This window comes from Streptomyces sp. NPDC099050, assembly GCF_044759865.1.
Lineage (GTDB): Bacteria > Actinomycetota > Actinomycetes > Streptomycetales > Streptomycetaceae > Streptomyces.
This window is the reverse complement of the sequence record NZ_JBIWAE010000002.1, coordinates 383,131-399,514: the sequence shown is the minus strand read 5'-3', so window position 1 is coordinate 399,514 and position 16,384 is coordinate 383,131. Positions and strand designations below refer to the sequence as shown.

At 72.6% G+C, this 16,384-nt stretch carries 17 protein-coding genes; 4 read left to right on the top strand and 13 right to left on the bottom strand.

Annotated elements, in window-relative coordinates:
- Positions 1–139 precede the first annotated feature (139 nt).
- Entirely contained in the window at positions 140–823 is a 684-nt protein-coding gene (locus ACIQV3_RS04825) for an HAD family acid phosphatase (RefSeq protein WP_403709773.1), read from the top strand.
- A 24-nt stretch (positions 824–847) separates the two neighbouring features.
- Here the strand turns inward: ACIQV3_RS04825 and ACIQV3_RS04820 are convergent, their stop codons facing one another.
- Genes ACIQV3_RS04820 through hsaA form a run of 5 tightly spaced genes read right to left on the bottom strand, consistent with a single transcriptional unit; the run spans position 848 to position 6,012 of the window.
- Complete coding sequence (locus ACIQV3_RS04820; protein WP_403709771.1) at positions 848–2,515, bottom strand: FAD-dependent oxidoreductase; 1,668 nt, start codon at positions 2,513–2,515, stop codon at positions 848–850.
- Positions 2,512–3,036, bottom strand: coding sequence for a flavin reductase family protein (locus tag ACIQV3_RS04815; RefSeq protein ID WP_403709769.1), 525 nt, complete (start codon positions 3,034–3,036; stop codon positions 2,512–2,514). The genes ACIQV3_RS04820 and ACIQV3_RS04815 overlap by 4 nt, the downstream gene beginning before the upstream one ends.
- Positions 3,024–3,929, bottom strand: coding sequence for a VOC family protein (locus ACIQV3_RS04810; protein WP_403709767.1), 906 nt, complete (start codon positions 3,927–3,929; stop codon positions 3,024–3,026). The genes ACIQV3_RS04815 and ACIQV3_RS04810 overlap by 13 nt, the downstream gene beginning before the upstream one ends.
- Before the next feature lie 56 nt (positions 3,930–3,985).
- On the bottom strand, positions 3,986–4,846 hold the full coding sequence (hsaD, locus tag ACIQV3_RS04805) for a 4,5:9,10-diseco-3-hydroxy-5,9,17-trioxoandrosta-1(10),2-diene-4-oate hydrolase (protein WP_403709766.1): 861 nt from the start codon (positions 4,844–4,846) through the stop codon (positions 3,986–3,988).
- On the bottom strand, positions 4,843–6,012 hold the full coding sequence (gene hsaA, locus ACIQV3_RS04800) for a 3-hydroxy-9,10-secoandrosta-1,3,5(10)-triene-9,17-dione monooxygenase oxygenase subunit (RefSeq protein ID WP_403709764.1): 1,170 nt from the start codon (positions 6,010–6,012) through the stop codon (positions 4,843–4,845). Before hsaA ends, hsaD begins: the two co-directional genes overlap by 4 nt.
- Before the next feature lie 253 nt (positions 6,013–6,265).
- On the opposite strand from hsaA, the gene ACIQV3_RS04795 reads away from it, so the two are divergent.
- Positions 6,266–7,147 (top strand): IclR family transcriptional regulator, encoded by an 882-nt coding sequence (locus ACIQV3_RS04795; RefSeq protein ID WP_403709762.1) that lies wholly within the window; start codon positions 6,266–6,268, stop codon positions 7,145–7,147.
- A gap of 231 nt (positions 7,148–7,378) precedes the next feature.
- Here ACIQV3_RS04795 and ACIQV3_RS04790 read toward each other — a convergent pair whose 3' ends face one another.
- The 8 genes from ACIQV3_RS04790 to ACIQV3_RS04755 form a co-directional block, all read right to left on the bottom strand.
- Complete coding sequence (locus ACIQV3_RS04790; protein ID WP_403709760.1) at positions 7,379–8,560, bottom strand: 2Fe-2S iron-sulfur cluster-binding protein; 1,182 nt, start codon at positions 8,558–8,560, stop codon at positions 7,379–7,381.
- A complete protein-coding gene (locus tag ACIQV3_RS04785; RefSeq protein WP_403709758.1) occupies positions 8,553–8,783 on the bottom strand; it encodes a ferredoxin in 231 nt (76 codons plus the stop codon). Before ACIQV3_RS04785 ends, ACIQV3_RS04790 begins: the two co-directional genes overlap by 8 nt.
- A complete protein-coding gene (locus ACIQV3_RS04780; protein ID WP_403709756.1) occupies positions 8,783–9,922 on the bottom strand; it encodes a Rieske 2Fe-2S domain-containing protein in 1,140 nt (379 codons plus the stop codon). The genes ACIQV3_RS04785 and ACIQV3_RS04780 overlap by 1 nt, the downstream gene beginning before the upstream one ends.
- Positions 9,923–10,070: 148 nt before the next feature.
- Positions 10,071–11,126 (bottom strand): 4-hydroxy-2-oxovalerate aldolase, encoded by a 1,056-nt coding sequence (dmpG, locus tag ACIQV3_RS04775; protein ID WP_403709754.1) that lies wholly within the window; start codon positions 11,124–11,126, stop codon positions 10,071–10,073.
- Positions 11,123–12,085: an acetaldehyde dehydrogenase (acetylating) gene (locus ACIQV3_RS04770; protein WP_403710152.1), complete on the bottom strand. Its 963-nt coding sequence runs from the start codon at positions 12,083–12,085 to the stop codon at positions 11,123–11,125. Before ACIQV3_RS04770 ends, dmpG begins: the two co-directional genes overlap by 4 nt.
- A 4-nt stretch (positions 12,086–12,089) precedes the next feature.
- Positions 12,090–12,872: a 2-keto-4-pentenoate hydratase gene (locus ACIQV3_RS04765; protein WP_403709752.1), complete on the bottom strand. Its 783-nt coding sequence runs from the start codon at positions 12,870–12,872 to the stop codon at positions 12,090–12,092.
- A 112-nt stretch (positions 12,873–12,984) separates the two neighbouring features.
- Complete coding sequence (locus ACIQV3_RS04760) at positions 12,985–13,893, bottom strand: SDR family oxidoreductase (protein ID WP_403709750.1); 909 nt, start codon at positions 13,891–13,893, stop codon at positions 12,985–12,987.
- A 1-nt stretch (position 13,894) separates the two neighbouring features.
- The gene (locus ACIQV3_RS04755) at positions 13,895–14,659 is read right to left on the bottom strand and encodes an SDR family oxidoreductase (protein ID WP_403709748.1); all 765 of its coding nucleotides are present in this window, start codon (positions 14,657–14,659) and stop codon (positions 13,895–13,897) included.
- Positions 14,660–14,715: 56 nt separating this feature from the next.
- On the opposite strand from ACIQV3_RS04755, the gene ACIQV3_RS04750 reads away from it, so the two are divergent.
- Together ACIQV3_RS04750 and ACIQV3_RS04745 are read left to right on the top strand one after the other, a co-directional pair.
- On the top strand, positions 14,716–15,531 hold the full coding sequence (locus tag ACIQV3_RS04750; protein ID WP_403709746.1) for an enoyl-CoA hydratase family protein: 816 nt from the start codon (positions 14,716–14,718) through the stop codon (positions 15,529–15,531).
- Positions 15,528–16,379 (top strand): CoA transferase subunit A, encoded by an 852-nt coding sequence (locus ACIQV3_RS04745; RefSeq protein WP_403709744.1) that lies wholly within the window; start codon positions 15,528–15,530, stop codon positions 16,377–16,379. Before ACIQV3_RS04750 ends, ACIQV3_RS04745 begins: the two co-directional genes overlap by 4 nt.
- Positions 16,380–16,384: the final 5 nt, after the last annotated feature.

The window sequence follows — 16,384 nt, the reverse complement described above, 5'->3', positions numbered from 1 at the left end:
CCCTTCCGATCGTGGCGCGCCGCGTGACGGAGGTTCACCGGCCCGACACGAAAAGTTACTTACCGGCCGGTAGACATGTGGGCGCGCGATCTCCAGCCTGATCACGTACATGCCAACACGTGATCGAGGAGCGTCCCCCATGCGCAGCACCCGCACCCGCACCCGCACCCGCACCACCGCCGCCGCGGTGGCCACGGCCGCGGCCGCCGTACTGGCCCTGGTTCCGGCCACCGCCGCCCAGGCCGCCCCCGCCACGACGGCCGTCACCTCCGTCACCGCCTCCGTCACCGCCTCCGCCCCCGGCGGCAACGCGGTGTTCCTCGGCATCGACCACGCCACCTGGCAGCGCGACGTCACCGCCGTCATCGACGCGGCCCGCCCCGGGATCGAGCAGCGCATCGCCGCCTCGCCGGCCGGTGAGAAGCCGGCGATCGTCCTCGACATCGACAACTCGTCGCTGGAGACGGACTTCCACTGGTTCTGGACCTTCCCGACCCCCGCGATCGCCCAGGTCCGCGACCTGACCCGGTACGCGAGCGACCGCGGGGTCGCGATCTTCTTCGTCACCGCCCGCCCCGGGATCGTGTACTCCCTGACCGAGCGCAACCTCAAGGCGGTCGGCTACCCCGTCTCGGGCCTCTACGTCCGCGATCTGCCCGCCCTGTTCGGCGAGGTCAGCGCCTACAAGACGGCCAAGCGGGCCGAGATAGAGGCGCGCGGCTACACGATCATCGCCAACATCGGCAACAACCAGAGCGACCTGGTCGGCGGCCACGCCGAGCGCACCGTCAAGCTGCCGGACTACGGCGGCAAGCTCTCCTAGGACGGGCGGGACGATCGGGGCGGCCTACTCCAGTCCGGCGGCGATCGCGTTGACGGCGGCCCAGCCGAAGGCCATCGCGGGGCCGATCGTCGCGCCCGGCCCGGGGTAGGTCTCCCCCATCACCGCCGCCGAGCAGTTGCCGCAGGCGTAGAGCCCCGGGATCGGCGTGGAGTCCTCGCGGAGCACCCGGCCGTCGGTGTCGGTGACGAGGCCGCCCTTGGTGCCGATGTCCCCGGGGTGGACGGGGACCGCGTAGAAGGGGCCCTTCTCGATCGGCGCCAGGTTCGGGTTGGGCAGCGTCGGGTCGCCGTAGTAGCGGTCGTAGACGCTCTCGCCCCGCCCGAAGTCCTTGTCGGTGCCCACCTCCGCGAAGGAGTTGAAGCGGCTGATCGCGGCGGGCAGGGCGGGGGCGGAGATCTGCCGGGCCAGTTCCTCCAGGGTGTCGGCCTTCTTCAGGAAGCCGCTCTCCAGCCACTTCTTGGGGAAGGGCTGCCCGGGGAAGAGTCCGGCGAAGATGTACCGGGCCTTGGAGCGGGCGTCCAGGATCAGCCAGGACGGTACGGTCGAGGCCCCGGGCCGGTCGGCGGCGTACATCCGGTCCACGAACGCGTGGTAGGGCAGGGCCTCGTTGGCGTAGCGCTCCCCCGCCTCGTTGACGATGACCATGCCGGGGATGCCCCGGTCGGCGACGAGGAAGAAGGGCTTCTCCCCCGGCGGGCACACCGACGGCGCGCCCCAGACCTTGTCCAGCAGATCGGTGGCGGCCCCCAGTTCCTCACCGAGCTTCAGGGCGTCTCCGGTCTGGCCCTCGGAGGCGTGCGTCCAGGCCGTGGAGGTGGGTGCGGGCAGGTGCTTCTCGCGCAGGGCCTGCTCGTGCGAGAACCCGCCCGAGGCCAGCACCACCCCGCCCCGCGCCGCTACGGTCACTTCGCGCCCGGCGCGCAGGACCCGTACGCCCGTCACCCGGCCGGCCGGGTCCGTGACCAGGCCGGTCAGGGGCGCCGACAGCCACAGTTCACCGCCGAGCGCGTCCAGGGACAGGCGCATGCGGGCGATGAGGGCCTCGCCGAGGGAGAGCAGCTTGCGGCCGGTGGCCAGCGCCTTGACGGCGCGCAGGCCCACCTTGACGGAGGTCCTCCGGCCCGCCCAGGTCCGGCTGACCATGTTCAGGAAGCGGAAGTCGTACGAGGTCATGGTCAGCCCGTACGTGGGCAGTCCGGCCCGGCGCATGGAGGCGCCGAGCGCGCCGAGCCGTTTGAAGTCGACGATGCACGGCTCGATGGAGCGGCCCTGCGCCATGCCGCCCTGTTCCTCCGGGAAGTAGTCCGAGTAGCCGGGGGTGTACATGAAGCGGATCTCGGTGCGGTCGTGGAACTCCTTGACCATGCGCGGCCCGTGGCTGAGGTAGGCGTCCTTGCGTGCGGCCGGGACCCGGTCGCCGACGGTGGCGTCGAGGTAGGCGCGGGCCTTCTCGCGGGTGTCGGCGAGGCCGGCGCGGTCGAGGTGGAAGGTGCCGGGGACCCAGATCGCGCCGCCGGACAGGGCGGTGGAACCGCCGTAGGCGCCGGTCTTCTCCACGACCAGGACGCTCAGGCCGCGCAGTCGGGCGGTGACGGCGGCGGCGAATCCGGCGGCGCCGGAGCCGACGACCACCACGTCGTAGGCGTACTCGGTGAGGTGCTCGGCGGTCATCCGAAGGCTCCCGTGGCGTAGTCGCTGCGGTAGTAGAGGAGGGGTGATCCGCCGTCGCGGGAGCCCAGTTCGAGGACCCGGGCGGTGACGAGGTAGTGGTCGCCCGCCTCGTGGACCTCTTCGAGGGCGCAGTCGACGGTGGCGAGGGCGCCCCTGACGCGGACGGCTCCGTGGGCGGAGAGTTCCCAGTCGACGCCCGCGAACTTGTCCTCGCCGCGGCGGCCCAGCGCCTCGCACACGGCGCGCTGCTCCTCGGCGAGGATGCTGACGCCGAAGCGTCCGGCGGCCCGCACCTTGGGCCAGCTGGAGGAGCCCTTGCCCACGCAGAGCAGGACCAGCGGCGGGTCGAGGGAGAGGGAGGCGAAGGACTGGCAGGCCAGCCCGGCCGGGCGGCCGTCGTCCGCGAGGGCCGCGACGACGGTGATGCCGGAGGCGAAGGCGCCGAGGACCTCGCGGAACAGGGCGGGGTCGACGGGGCCGGCCGCGTCGACCGGGGCTCCGGGGCCGGTCAGCCGTTCCACTGGTGGCCCCAGAAGCTGTCCGCGGTGATCTCCTTCGCGGTCCAGGTGGCGGGATCGACCAGCAGGCCGTCCCAGCCGTACTCGACCTGGAATCCGCCGGGGGCCTGGGCGTAGAAGGAGACCATGTGGTCGTTGGAGTGCCGGCCGAGGGTGGAGGCGATGGGGATGCCCGCCTTGTTCATGCGGTCCAGGCAGTAGCCGACGTCGTCGAGGGTCTCCAGCTCGACCATGAAGTGCACGATGCCGGGCGGCAGCGCGCCGGGGTAGAGCCCGAGGCTGTGGTGGCGGCGGTTGGGACTGAGGAAGTGCATCCAGTGGAAGTCCCGGCCGGGCTTGCCGGTGGGGACGGCGACCGGGGGCAGCCGCATGGAATCGCGCAGCTGGAAGCCGAGGATGTTCTCGTAGAAGTCGAGGGTGGCCTCGGTGTCGGCGGCGGGCAGGACGACGTGGCCGAGGCCGAGGCTCCCCTCGCGGCCGCCGGTGACGAACCGGTTGCCGTACCGGGCCGGGAGCGGGGTGTGGTCCTGGGCCTGGCCCCAGTAGATCTCCAGGGGGTTGCCGCTGGGGTCCTCGCAGTGGATGAGGCCCTGGACGCGGCGGTCGGCGAGGGTCTCGGCGTCGCCCTGCTTGACGGGATGGCCGGCGGCCTCCAGTGCGGCGGCGGCGTCCTCCAGGGCGCGGGCGTGTCCCACTTCGAAGCCGGCGGCGAGGAGCCGGTCCTGGGCGCCGGCGACGAACTGGAAGCGGTGCGTGCGGTCGTCGATGCGGATGTTGAGGCGGGTGTCCGTCGTGCCTGCGGCTTCGGCCATGCCGAGGATGTCGAGGACGTAGGTGCGCCAGGCGGCGAGGTCGGCGGTCTCTATGCGGAGGTAGCCGAGTGCGCGGATGTCCATGCGGGAACTCCTCGGTGGGATCGGTGCGGGGGTCGGTACCGGGATCGCTGCGGGGTTCAGTGGAGGAAGAAGTCCGTGGCGAGGCGGTTGAACTCGTCGGCGGCCTCGGTCTGCGCCCAGTGCCCGCAGTGCGGGAAGACGTGCAGACGGGCGTCGGGGATGGTCTTCAGCGCGAGGAAGGCGCCGTCGACCGGGTTGACGCGGTCCTCGCGGCCCCAGGTCAGCAGGACGGGACGGCTGATGCGGTGCGCTTCGCGCCAGAGCATGGCGGCCTCGGGCCACTTGGCGAAGGAGGCTCCCATGCGGGCGTTGCCGAGCCTGGCTTCGGGGTCGGTGGCCTGGGCGTAGCGCTCCTCAACGAGGGCGTCGGTGACGATCGCCGGGTCGTGGGCGAGGGTGGTGAGGAAGGTCCGCATCCGCTCGCGGGTGGGCTCGGGGTCGAGGCCGAACTCGAAGAGCCGCTTGATGCCTTCGGTGGGGTCGGCGGAGAAGAGGTTGAGCGAGATCCCGCCGGGGCCCATGAGAACGAGCTTGTCGACGCGTTCGGGGTGGTCCAGGACGAGCCGGGTGGCGGTGCCTCCGCCGAGGGAGTTGCCGATGAGGTGCGCCCGCTCGATGCCGAGTTCGTCCATGAGGGCGAGGACGGCGTTCGCGCTGAAGCCGAAGTAGTCGCGGTCGGGTTCCGGCTTGTCGGAGCGGCCGTAGCAGGGCTGGTCGACGAGCAGGGTGCGGAACCGCTCGGCGAAGTGGGGCAGGTTGCCGCCGAAGTTGGACCAGCCGGAGGCGCCGGGTCCGCCGCCGTGCAGCATGATCACGACGGGGGCGTCGAGCGGGCCGGCCTCGTGGTAGTGGAGCGTCATCCCGCCGGCCTTCGCGGTGCGGGAGGTGTTCTCGTACGTGAATCCCCGCGCGCTCACAGCATGGTGTCCTGGATGTCGAGGCCGAGTGCGCCCTGGCCGAAGAGGACCAGGGCCCGCTCCGGGTCGTTGGCGGCGTGGCCGCGGCCGGTGTGGACGTCGCGCCAGGCGCGCTGGACGGGGTGGGGGCCGGTGCGCATGGCGCTGCCGCCCGCGTTCTCCATCAGGAGGTCGACGGCGGCGACGCAGCGCTCGGTGGCGAGGACCTGGTCGCGGCGGGCCCGGGTGCGCAGCGGCGTGGGGAGTTCTTCCCCGCGCTGGGCGAGGGCGTAGAGCTCGGAGACGTTGCGCCGGAGCTGGAGCCAGGAGGCGTCGATGTCGCTGGCGGCGCGGGCGATGCGGACCTGGGCGAAGGGGTCCTCGGCGACCTGCTGGCCGTAGGAGATGCGGAAGCGTTCGCGGGTCGCGGCGACGTAGTCCTCGTAGGCGCCTTCGGCGATGCCGACGATGGGGGTGGAGATGGTGGTGGTGAAGACGGAGGCGTACGGGAGCCGGTAGAGCGGCTCGGGGTTGAGGCGGTGGCCGGGTACCTGGAGGGCGGTGACCGGGCCGAAGCTCAGCGCGCGGTGCTCGGGGACGAACACCTCCTCGACCACGATGTCGTTGGAGCCGGAGCCGCGCAGGCCGACGGTGTCCCAGACCTCGTCGATGCGGTACTGGGAGCGCGGGATCAGGAAGGTCCGCATGTCGACGGGGCGGCCCTCGGCGTCGGTGACCAGTCCGCCGAGCAGGGCCCAGTCGGCGTGGTCGCAGCCGGAGGAGAAGTGCCAGCGGCCGCTGAGGTTGAAGCCTCCGTCGACGGGGGTGACCTTGCCGGTGGGGGCGTAGGAGGAGCAGATGCGGGTGTCCTGGTCCTGGCCCCAGACCTCTTCCTGGGCGCGGGGGTCGTAGAGGGCGACGTGCCAGGGGTGGACGCCGACGACGGAGGCGACCCAGCCGGTGGAGCCGCAGGCCTTGGCTATGTCCTTGACGGCGGCGTAGAAGAGGGCGGGGTCGGCGGCGTATCCGCCGTGGGCCTTGGGCTGGAGCAGCCGGAAGAAGCCGGTGGCGGCGAGTTCCTTGATGCTCGCCTCGGGGACCTTGCGCAGGTTTTCGGCCTCGGCGCTGCGCTCGCGGAGGGCGGGGGCGAGGGCGCGGACCGCTGCGAGGACCTCTTCGTCACTCATGGTGTCCCCTTCTCGGATCAAGGATCTTCGGGAGTTCGGCATCGATGGGCGGATCGGTTTCCGTTTCCGGTTCGATGGCGAGGAACGTACGCCGGGTGGTCCGGGCGCGGAACGAGCTGTTCCCGCTGAGCGGGAAGGTCCCCGAACCGACTACTTGAAGTATTACTGAATGAAATAGACCCCTCCGGGTGCTTCCCTCCGGCCGGGGGCGCGTGGCAGGGTCGCCCCAACGCCTCACGCAGGGGGTTTTCTCGTGCTGGACCAGTTCATGGAGCAGGTCGCGGAGACCGGGCTCGCACCGCTTTCGCTGCTGGAGAAGGCCGCGAAAGTGCTGGGCGCCTTCGAAGGTCCACAGCCTCGCCTGTCGCTCACCGAGGTCGTGCGCCGCTCCGGAATCCCACGCTCTTCCGCCCACCGGATCCTCGACCAGCTGGTGCAGTTGCGCTGGCTGGACCGCGAGGGCCGGGACTACCGCATGGGCATGCGCATGCTGGAGCTGGGCGCGCTCGCCTCCCACCACAACCGGCTGCGCCGGGCCGCGCTGCCGCTGCTGCACGCGCTGCACGAGCAGACGGGCCGGGTGGTGCACCTGTCGGTGCTCGACGGGGCCGAGGTGGTGTATCTGGAGCGGATCGGCGGCTCGGAGGACACCTCGGTGCCCTCGCGGGTCGGCGGCCGCATGCCGGCGTACTGCACGGCCGCCGGGAAGGCGATCCTCGCCTTCAGTGATCCCGCCGCGGTGGAACACGTCCTCGCGCAGGGGCTGCGCCCGCGCACCGCGCGCACCCTGATCCGGCCGCTCGCGCTGCGTTCGGAGCTGGCGGCGGTCCGCGAACGCGGGGTGGCGTACGACCGGGAGGAGAGTTTCCGCGGCATCTCCTGCGTGGCCGCCCCGCTGCGGGGGGCCGGGCGGGCCGTGGCCGCCGTGTCGGTGTCCTCCTGCCGGGGCGAGCGGGAGCCGGCCCGGCTCGCCCCGGCGGTACTGGCCTGCGCGCGCTCGGTGTGGCGGGAGCTGTACGGGCCCGGCCGGGCGCGGCGGACCGCGGCCGCGCCGGTGCGGGACCTGGAGCCTGCGGTCTCCGCTGAGGCGATGGACAACATGATGGGATGGCTGCGGTTCAGCGAGTGGATGTAGTGGGTAGTGGTACCCCCACGCACGAGTGAGAGTGTCCGGGCCCGACCCCTCGCCAGGGGGCCGGGCCCGCGGCCGTCCGGCGGGGCAGTCGGGCCGCCGGGGCCGTCCGGCCGCCGGGACCGTCTGGGCCGTCGGGCCGTCTGGGCCGTCGGGCCGCCGGGGCCGTCCGGCCGTCGGGGCCGCCGGGGCCGTCCGGCCGCCGGGACCGTCGGGGCCGTCCGGCGGTGCCGCTCAGCCGTCGTAGCTGATGCGGACGCGGTCGCCGAGCGGCAGGGCCTGGCAGGCCAGGACGTAGCCGTCGGCCAGGTCCTCGGGGGCCAGGACCTCGTTGCGGACCATCGTGACCTCCCCGTCCAGCACCCGGCAGCAGCAGGCGCTGCAGGCGCCTTCGCGGCAGGAGTACGGAGCGGGGACGCCTGCGTCGAGCAGCGCGGTCAGCAGCGGGGTCTGCCGCCCCCAGGCGACGGTGTGCCAGACCCCCTCGAATTCCACCTCGGCGGTCGCGCCGCCGGCGGGGGTAGCGTCCTGCCCGTCCCCCGCCGTGCCGGGCGGCAGGGCCACGCTCCCGGCGCCCGGATCCGGGGCCGCCGATGCCGCCGGGGCCGAGGCCGGGGCCGGCGCCGGGGCGAAGACGTCCCCGCCGAGGGAGAAGTACCGCTCACGGTGGATCGACCGGCCCTGGGCGCCCGATGCCCGCAGGGCAGCCTCCGCCGCGTCCATCAGCGGAGCGGGCCCGCACAGGTAGGCCTCGCGGCCCGCGTACGGGGCCACGAGCGGGCCCAGCTGCGCTGCGGTCGGCAGTCCCTGGAGGGTCTCCAGCCAGTGCACGACGGTGAGCCGCCCGGGGTGTTCCTCGGCGAGCCCCCACAGCTCGTCGCGGAAGATCACCGAGCCGGAGTCGCGGTTGGCGTACACCAGCACGACGTGGCCCGCGCCGCCCACCAGCACCGACTTCGCGACGGAGAGCACCGGGGTGATGCCGCTGCCCCCCGCCACGAGCAGCAGGTCCCGGTCCAGGTCGGGCGGGGTGAAGGTGCCGGCGGGGGGCAGGATCTCCAGCTCGTCGCCGATGCGCACGTCCTGGCACAGCCAGCCGGAGCCGGCGCCGCCGGGGACCCGTTTGACGGTGATGCGCAGCGGGTCCCCGGCGTGCGGGGAGCCCGCCAGGGAGTAGCAGCGGGCCGCGCCGCCCTCCCCGCTCGGTGCGGGAACCCGGACGGTGAGGAACTGCCCCGGGCGGTACGGGAGTTCCGCGTCGAGTACGAGGGAGACCGCCTCGGGGGTCTCCTGGATCCGGTCCGTGACGCGGACCAGCAGCCTGCTGGTGGCTCCGCCCCGGGCGGCAGCCGGGGCCGGGCTCCGTACCTCCGCGGCGCGGGACTTCGTACGGCCGTGGGTGTCGGTGTCAGACATCGGCCGGCACCTCCAGGCGGCCCGCCAGGACGGCGGCCTCGATGCCCGCGCGCAGGGGCCCGCAGGAGCGGACGCGGCCGCTGGGGAGCCCTGCCGCGACCTCGGCGGCGATGCGCGGACAGGCCGCGGCCGCCTCCTCGGTCCACTGGACCTGGGTGTGGGCGGGGCTGAACTTCTCGCACAGCACCACCGCGTCGCACTCCCCGCACGCCACGGGGGTCATCACGGGGTCCCGGCCGCGCGGCGGGCGAGGTTCTCGGCGACCTCGGCCTTCCAGGCGGCGGTGGCGCGGGCGGTGTCGATCTCGAACTCGAAGCGGCGGACCATCTCGTCCTTGACGTCGGCGGCGTCCACGTAGAACTGCTCGTACCAGCGGCGGAGCTGGTAGACGGGGCCGTCCTCCTCGGTGAGGAGGGGGTTGTCGATGCGCGTCTTGTTCTTCCAGATCTCGACGTCCTGCTCGAAGCCGACGGCGAGGCCCTCGGAGGTGAGGCGGGCGGCCTCGGCGGCCTGTTCGTCGCTCATGCCGGGGAGCTTCTTGACGATCGTGCCGTACATGAGCATGAAGCTGTTCTCGTCGATCGGGTAATGGCAGTTGATGAGGACCGATTCGAGTTCGACGCCGCCGCCGATGTCGCTCCACAGCGTGTCGATCATGTAGGACGGGCCGTGGTACGAGGCGTCGGAGCGCAGGCCGCCGCCGGTGGAGAGGGTGCCGAGGTCCACGTCACCGCGCGGGGTGGACTCCATGTACTGGGTGGCGACGTGGCCGTCGAAGACGTTCTTGAAGTAGTGCGGGAAGGCGTAGTGCACGTAGTAGAAGTGCGCCATGTCGACGACGTTGTCGACGATCTCGCGGCAGTTGGAGTTCTCGACGCGCAGGAAGTTCCAGCTCCAGTCGCTCCACTCGGGGTCGCCGACGCCCTCGATGACGGGGATCGTGACCTCGGGCGGCGGCGGGTTGCCCTCCGGGTCGTGCCAGACGTAGAGCTGGCCGCTCTGTTCCAGGCTGGTCCAGGCGCGGGTCCTGGCGCGCGGCGGGACGCGGCGGGCGTACGGGATGGCGGCGCAGCGGCCGTCCCCGGACCAGCGCCAGTCGTGGAAGGGGCAGGCGACGGTGTCGCCCTTGACGGTGCCGTGGGCGAGATTGCCGCCCATGTGGGGGCAGTGGGCGTTCAGGACGCTCAGCTCCCCGCTGTCCGCCCCCTGAAAGACGACGAGTTTCGTGCCGAAGGCCTCGATCTCGTGGGGGGCGCCGTCCCTGAAGGCGGCGGCGAGGCCGAGGCAGTGCCAGCCTCGGGCGAACCGGGTCGGCACGGCGGCGGCCTCGATGACACGGGGCTCTTCTTCGATTGCGGTCACGGGGTGGCCCTCCACTTCGTTGTGGGCGTGCTGCGGTGCGATGGGTGTGCGGGGGTGACGGTGCGCGGGCGCGACGTGCGCGGGCGCGGGGGTGACGGGCTCGGGGGTGACGGGCTCGGGGGTGACGGGCTCGGGGGTGACGGGGCGGTCAGCGCGCTTCGGCGGCGAGTTCGACCGCGATGTCGATGAGCTGGTCCTCCTGGCCGCCGACGAGGCGGCGCTCGCCCGCGCGCAGGAGGATCTGCGCGCCGGAGACCCCGTAGCGCTCGGCCTGCCGGTAGGCGTGCTTGAGGAAGCTGGAGTAGACCCCGGCGTGGCCCATCAGCAGGGCCATGCGGTCGAGGGTGCACTCGTCGTCCATGACGGGGCGGACCACGTCCTCGGCCGCGTCGATGATCTTCAGGACGTCGATGCCGGTACGGATGCCCATCTTCCGGCAGACGGCGGCGAAGGCCTCGACGGGCGTGTTCCCGGCTCCCGCGCCGAGACGCCGGGTGGAACCGTCGATCTGGAGCGCGCCGGCGCGGACGGCGGCGACGGAATTGCCCACGCCCAGGCCGAGGTTCTCGTGGCCGTGGAAGCCGACCTGGGCGTCGGGGCCGAGTTCGGCGACGAGCGCCGCGACCCGGTCGGTGACCTCGTCCATGACCATGGCGCCGGCCGAGTCGACCACGTACACGCACTGGCAGCCGGCGTCGGCCATGATCCGGGCCTGCCGGGCCAGGTTCTCGGGGGTGGTGGAGTGGGCCATCATCAGGAAGCCGACGGTCTCCAGGCCCATGTCGCGGGCGAGGCCGAAGTGCTGGACGGAGATGTCGGCCTCGGTGCAGTGGGTGGCGATCCGGCAGATCCGGCCGCCGTTGCCGTGGGCTGCGCGGATGTCGTCCTTGACGCCGAGCCCCGGGAGCATCAGGAAGGCGATCTTCGCGTGGCGCGCCGTCTCGGCGGCGATCTTGATGAGCTCCTGTTCGGGGGTCTTCGAGAAGCCGTAGTTGAAGGAGGACCCGCCCAGTCCGTCACCGTGCGCGACCTCGATGACGGGGACCCCCGCGCCGTCGAGGGCGGAGACGATCGACCGTACGTCCTCGCCCGTGAACTGGTGGCGCTTGGCGTGCGAGCCGTCGCGCAGGGAGGAGTCGGTGATCCGGATGTCGAGGGTGTCCGAATAGCTCGAATGGCTCGGGTAGCCCGGGTGGGTGGTCACTTCCGCAGCCCCTTCGCGAACTCCTCGCCGACCTTGGTGGCGGCGGCGGTCATGATGTCGAGGTTTCCGGCGTAGGGCGGCAGGTAGTCGCCGGCGCCCTCCACTTCCAGGAAGATCGCGACCCGGGCCATGCCCCCGTTCAGCGGAGAGGGATCGTCGAACTGCGGCTCGGTGCGCAGCCGGTAGCCCGGCACGTACGAGGCCACGTCCTCGGCGACCTGCTTGACGGAGGCCGCGATGGCCTCGCGGTCGGCGACGGCCGGGATCGCGCAGAAGACGGTGTCGCGCATGATCACGGGTGGGTCGGCCGGGTTGAGGATGATGATGGCCTTGCCGCGGGCGGCGCCGCCGATCTCCTCGATGCCCCGGGAGGTGGTACGGGTGAACTCGTCGATGTTGGCCCGGGTGCCGGGGCCGGCCGAGACCGAGGCCACCGAGGCGACGATCTCCGCGTAGGCGACGGGCACCACGCGGGAGACGGCGTACACCATGGGGATGGTGGCCTGGCCGCCGCAGGTGATCATGTTGACGTTGGCCCGGTCGAGGTGGGCGGTCAGGTTCGCGGGCGGGACGACGGCGGGGCCGACGGCGGCGGGGGTCAGGTCGACGGCCTTGATGCCGAGTTCGGCGTAGCGCGGGGCGTTGGCGCGGTGCACGGAGGCGGAGGTGGCCTCGAATACCAGGTCCGGCAGCTCGCCTTGGGCCAGCAGCCAGTCCACGCCCGCGTGGGAGGCGTCGAGTCCGGCGCGGCGGGCGCGGGCCAGGCCCTCGCTGGCGGGGTCCACGCCGATCATCCAGCGGGGTTCTATGTGCGGGGAGCGCATGAGCTTGTAGAGCAGGTCGGTCCCGATGTTCCCGGAGCCGACGATGGCGGCGGTCGCCTTCGCGGCCGTCTGCGTCTGCGTCTGTGTCTGTGTCTGTGTCTGTGTCTGTGTCTGTGTCTGTGCGCTGATGGTGATCACCTCAGGAGAAGGAGAGGGAGACCGGGCCGAGCCCGGTGAAGTCGGCGGTGTACGTCCGCCCGGCGGCCACGTCCACGGCGCGGGTGCAGGACCCGGGCAGGATCAGGTGGCCCTTGCGGAGCTGGACCCCGAAGCGGGCGACGGTGCGGGCCAGCCAGGCGACGGAGGCGGCCGGATCGCCGAGCACGGCGTCGCTGCGGCCGCTGGCCAGGGTGTCGGATCCGCTGGTCAGGGTGGCGTCGACGGCCTTCAGGTCCAGTTCGCGGGGGTCGCGTCCCTCGCCGATGACGTATCCGGCGGAGGAGGCGTTGTCGGCGATGGTGTCGGCGATGGTGATCCGCCAGTCGGCGATCCGGCTGTCGATGAGCTCCAGGGCCGGGACGACCCGCTCGGTGGCGGCCAGGACGTCGGCGACGGTGCAGCCCTCGCCGGGGAGGTCGGCGCCGAGGACGAAGCCGACCTCGACCTCGACGCGCGGCGCGCAGTACGCGGCCGCGGGCACCGGGGTGTCCTCGTACAGCTCCATGGAGTGCAGCAGGTGCCCGTAATCGGGTTCGTCGACGCCCATCATGGCCTGCATGACCGGGGACGACAGCCCGACCTTGTGCCCGGTGACGCGGTCGCCGGCCGCGAGGCGGTGGCGGATGTTGAGGAGCTGGATCTCGTAGGCGTCCTCGGTGTCGATCCCGGGGAAACGGGCGCCGAGCGGTGCGACGGGCGTCCGCCCGAGCTCGGCGGATCGCAGCTGCTGCGCGACGTGGAGCCGGTGGCGGTCCGAGAGCATGTGCGGGTCCTTGCGTGCGGGGGCCGGGTTCGGTGCGGCGAGGCTAGACGGCCCGCCTCCGGCGCCGGGAGGGCGTTTTCCCGGCCACCGGGAAAGGCCGCCCCGGCCCCCGCTAGCGCGCCCCGTACACCGGCTGTGGCGGCTCCGACTGCGACAGGAGTTTCGTCGTCGCCTCGCCCGCCTCCGACGGAGTCCACCGCGCTCCGCAGTCGGCCGTGGGGCCGGGTCGCCAGCCCTCCATCACCGTGATGCGGCCTCCCTCCGCCTCGAAGACGCGGCCCGTGACCCCCGCCGAGGCATCGGAGCCGAGCCAGACCACCAGCGGGGACACGTTCTCCGGGGCCATCGCGTCGAAGGCCCCGGCCTGCGGGGCGGCCATGGTGTCCGCGAAGGTCTGCTCCGTCATCCGGGTCCGCGCCGCGGGGGCGATCGCGTTGACCTGGACCCCGTAGCGGCCCATTTCCGCCGCCGACACCAGGGTCAGCCCCAGGATGCCCGCCTTGGCCGCGCTGTAGTTGCCCTGCCCCACGGACCCGAGCAGCCCCGCCCCCGAGGAGGTGTTCACGACCCGGGCGGCGACCTGCCGGCCTTCCTTCGCCTCGGCCCGCCAGTACGCCGCCGCGTGCTTCAGCGGCAGGAAGTGCCCCTTCAGGTGCACCCGCATCACGGCGTCCCAGTCGTCCTCGTCCAGGTTCACGAGCATCCGGTCGCGCAGGAACCCCGCGTTGTTGACGAGGGTGTCCAGTCGCCCGAAAGCCGAGACGGCCGTCTCGACCAGCGACGCCGCGCCTTGTGCCGTCGCGATGTCACCGCCGTGCGCCACGGCCTCCCCGCCCATGGCCCGGATCTCGGCGACGACCAGCGCCGCCGGGCTCTCCGGTCTCGGTTGTCCGTCGAGGCCGACGCCGAGGTCGTTGACCACGATCCGCGCCCCCTCCTCGGCGAAGGCCAGCGCGTGGGCCCGGCCCAGCCCCCGTCCGGCGCCCGTCACGATGACCACACGGCCTTCGGCAAGTCCCATGTCAGCTCTCCTTGTTCGCAGTTGCCGCATCCAGAAAGGCCGGCCGTTCGCCGCCCCCGTGCACGAGCAGGCTGGCTCCGCTCACGTACGCCGCCCGGTCGGAGGCGAGGAAGACGGCCGCCTCGCCCACGTCCGAGGGTTCCGCCAGCCGTCCCAGCGGTACGGTCGCGCCGACGGCGGCGATCCCGCTCTCGTCGCCGTAGTGCAGGTGCGACAGCTCGGTCCGCACCATGCCCAGGACCAGTGAGTTGACCCGTACCTCGGGGGCCCACTCCACGGCCATGGAGCGGGCCAGGTTCTCCAGGCCCGCCTTCGCCGCCCCGTAGGCCGCCGTGCCCGGGGAGGGCCGGGTCCCGCTGACGCTGCCGATCATCACGATCGAGCCCCGGGTCTCCCGGAGCCAGGGGTACGCGGCGACCGAGGCGGCCATCGGGGCGATCAGGTTGAGCTCGACGACCCGTGCGTGCCGCTCGGCCTCGCCCTCCCCCAGCAGCCGGTACGGGGTTCCGCCGGCGTTGTTCACCAGGCAGTCGAGGCGCCCGTGGCGCGCGGCGACCGTGGCGAAGAACTGCTGTACGGCGGCCGGATCGCGCAGGTCCAGGGCGGTGAAGGCGGCCGTACGGCCCGCCGCCCCGACCGGTTCCGCCGGCGGCCGGCGCGCGCAGACGACGACCTCGGCCCCCGCCGCGAGGAACGACCGCGCGATCCCGGCGCCGACGCCCCGGGTTCCGCCGGTGACGACGACAACCCTCCCGTTGAGCTCCATCGGCTGCTACCTTCCTCACCTAACAAATGTTTGGTGGAAAGGTAGCTGATCCGCTCATGGGTGTCTCCACCTCAAGCCCCGACAAGGGCATCGCACTCGTCACAGTCGACTTCCCGCCCGTCAACGCGCTGCCCGTGCGGGGCTGGTACGACCTCGCCGACGCCCTGCGCGCGGCCGGCCGCGACCAGGAGGTCCGGTGCGTGGTCCTGGCCGCCGAGGGCCGCGGCTTCAACGCCGGCGTCGACATCAAGGAGATGCAGCGCGACACCGGCCACGCCTCGCTCATCGGCGCCAACCGGGGCTGCTACGAGGCCTTCGCCGCCGTCTACGAGTGCGAGGTCCCGGTCGTGGCGGCCGTGAACGGCTTCTGCCTCGGCGGCGGGATCGGCCTGGTCGGCAACGCCGACGCCATCGTCGCCTCCGAGGACGCGACCTTCGGACTCCCGGAGCTGGACCGGGGCGCCCTCGGGGCCGCCACCCACCTGGCCCGGCTCGTCCCGCAGCACATGATGCGCACCCTGTACTACACCTCGCGCACCGCCACCGCCGCCGAACTGCACGCGCACGGCTCGGTGTGGAAGGTGGTCCCCCGCGAGGAACTGCGGGCGGCCGCCCTGGAACTGGCCGCCGAGATCGCGAAGAAGGACGGCTACCTCATCCGGCTCGCCAAGGCGGCCATCAACGGAATCGACCCCGTGGACGTGCGGCGCAGCTACCGCTTCGAGCAGGGCTTCACCTTCGAGGCCAACCTCAGCGGCGTGGCCGACCGGGTCCGCGACACCTTCGGCAGCAGCGGACCCACCGGAACCACAGCGGCCGGCGGACCCACCGGACCCACCGGACCCACCGGAGCAAAGGCGGAATCGGCATGACCGACAAGAGCATGACCCCCGAAGCGGCGGTCGGCCGTCTGGCCAGCGGAATGACCATCGGCATCGGCGGCTGGGGTTCGCGCCGCAAGCCCATGGCCCTGGTGCGGGCACTGCTCCGCTCCGGGATCACCGATCTCACCGTGATCTCGTACGGCGGCCCCGACGTCGGCCTGCTCGCCGCCGCCGGCCGGATCCGCAAGCTGGTCACGCCCTTCGTCACCCTCGACTCCATCCCGCTGGAGCCGCACTACCGGGCCGCCCGCGAGAGCCGGGCCTTCGCCCTCACCGAGCTGGACGAGGCCATGTTCATGTGGGGCCTGCACGCGGCCGCCAACCGGATGCCCTTCCTGCCCGTCCGCGCCGGCCTCGGCTCCGACGTCATGCGCGTCAACCCCGAGCTGCGCACCGTCACCTCCCCGTACGCCGACGGGGAGGAGTTCGTCGCGGTCCCGGCCCTGCGGATGGACGCGGCCCTGGTCCACCTCAACCGCGCCGACCGGCTCGGCAACGCCCAGTACCTGGGCCCCGACCCGTACTTCGACGACCTCTTCTGTGAGGCCGCCGACGCCGCCTTCGTCTCCTGCGAGCAGCTCGTGGAGACCGCGGAGCTCGCCAAGTCGGGGCCGCCGCAGTCCCTGCTCGTCAGCCGCCACTCGGTCAGCGGGGTCGTGGAGACCCCGAACGGCGCGCACTTCACCTCCTGCGCCCCCGACTACGACCGCGACGAGGCCTTCCAGAAGCTGTACGCGACCACCCCCTGGCCCGAGTTCGCCGAGCGCTTCCTCTCCGGCGGCAGCGAGCACGCCTACCAGTCGGCCGTCCAGGCCTGGCACGAGGAGCAGAATTGAATCCT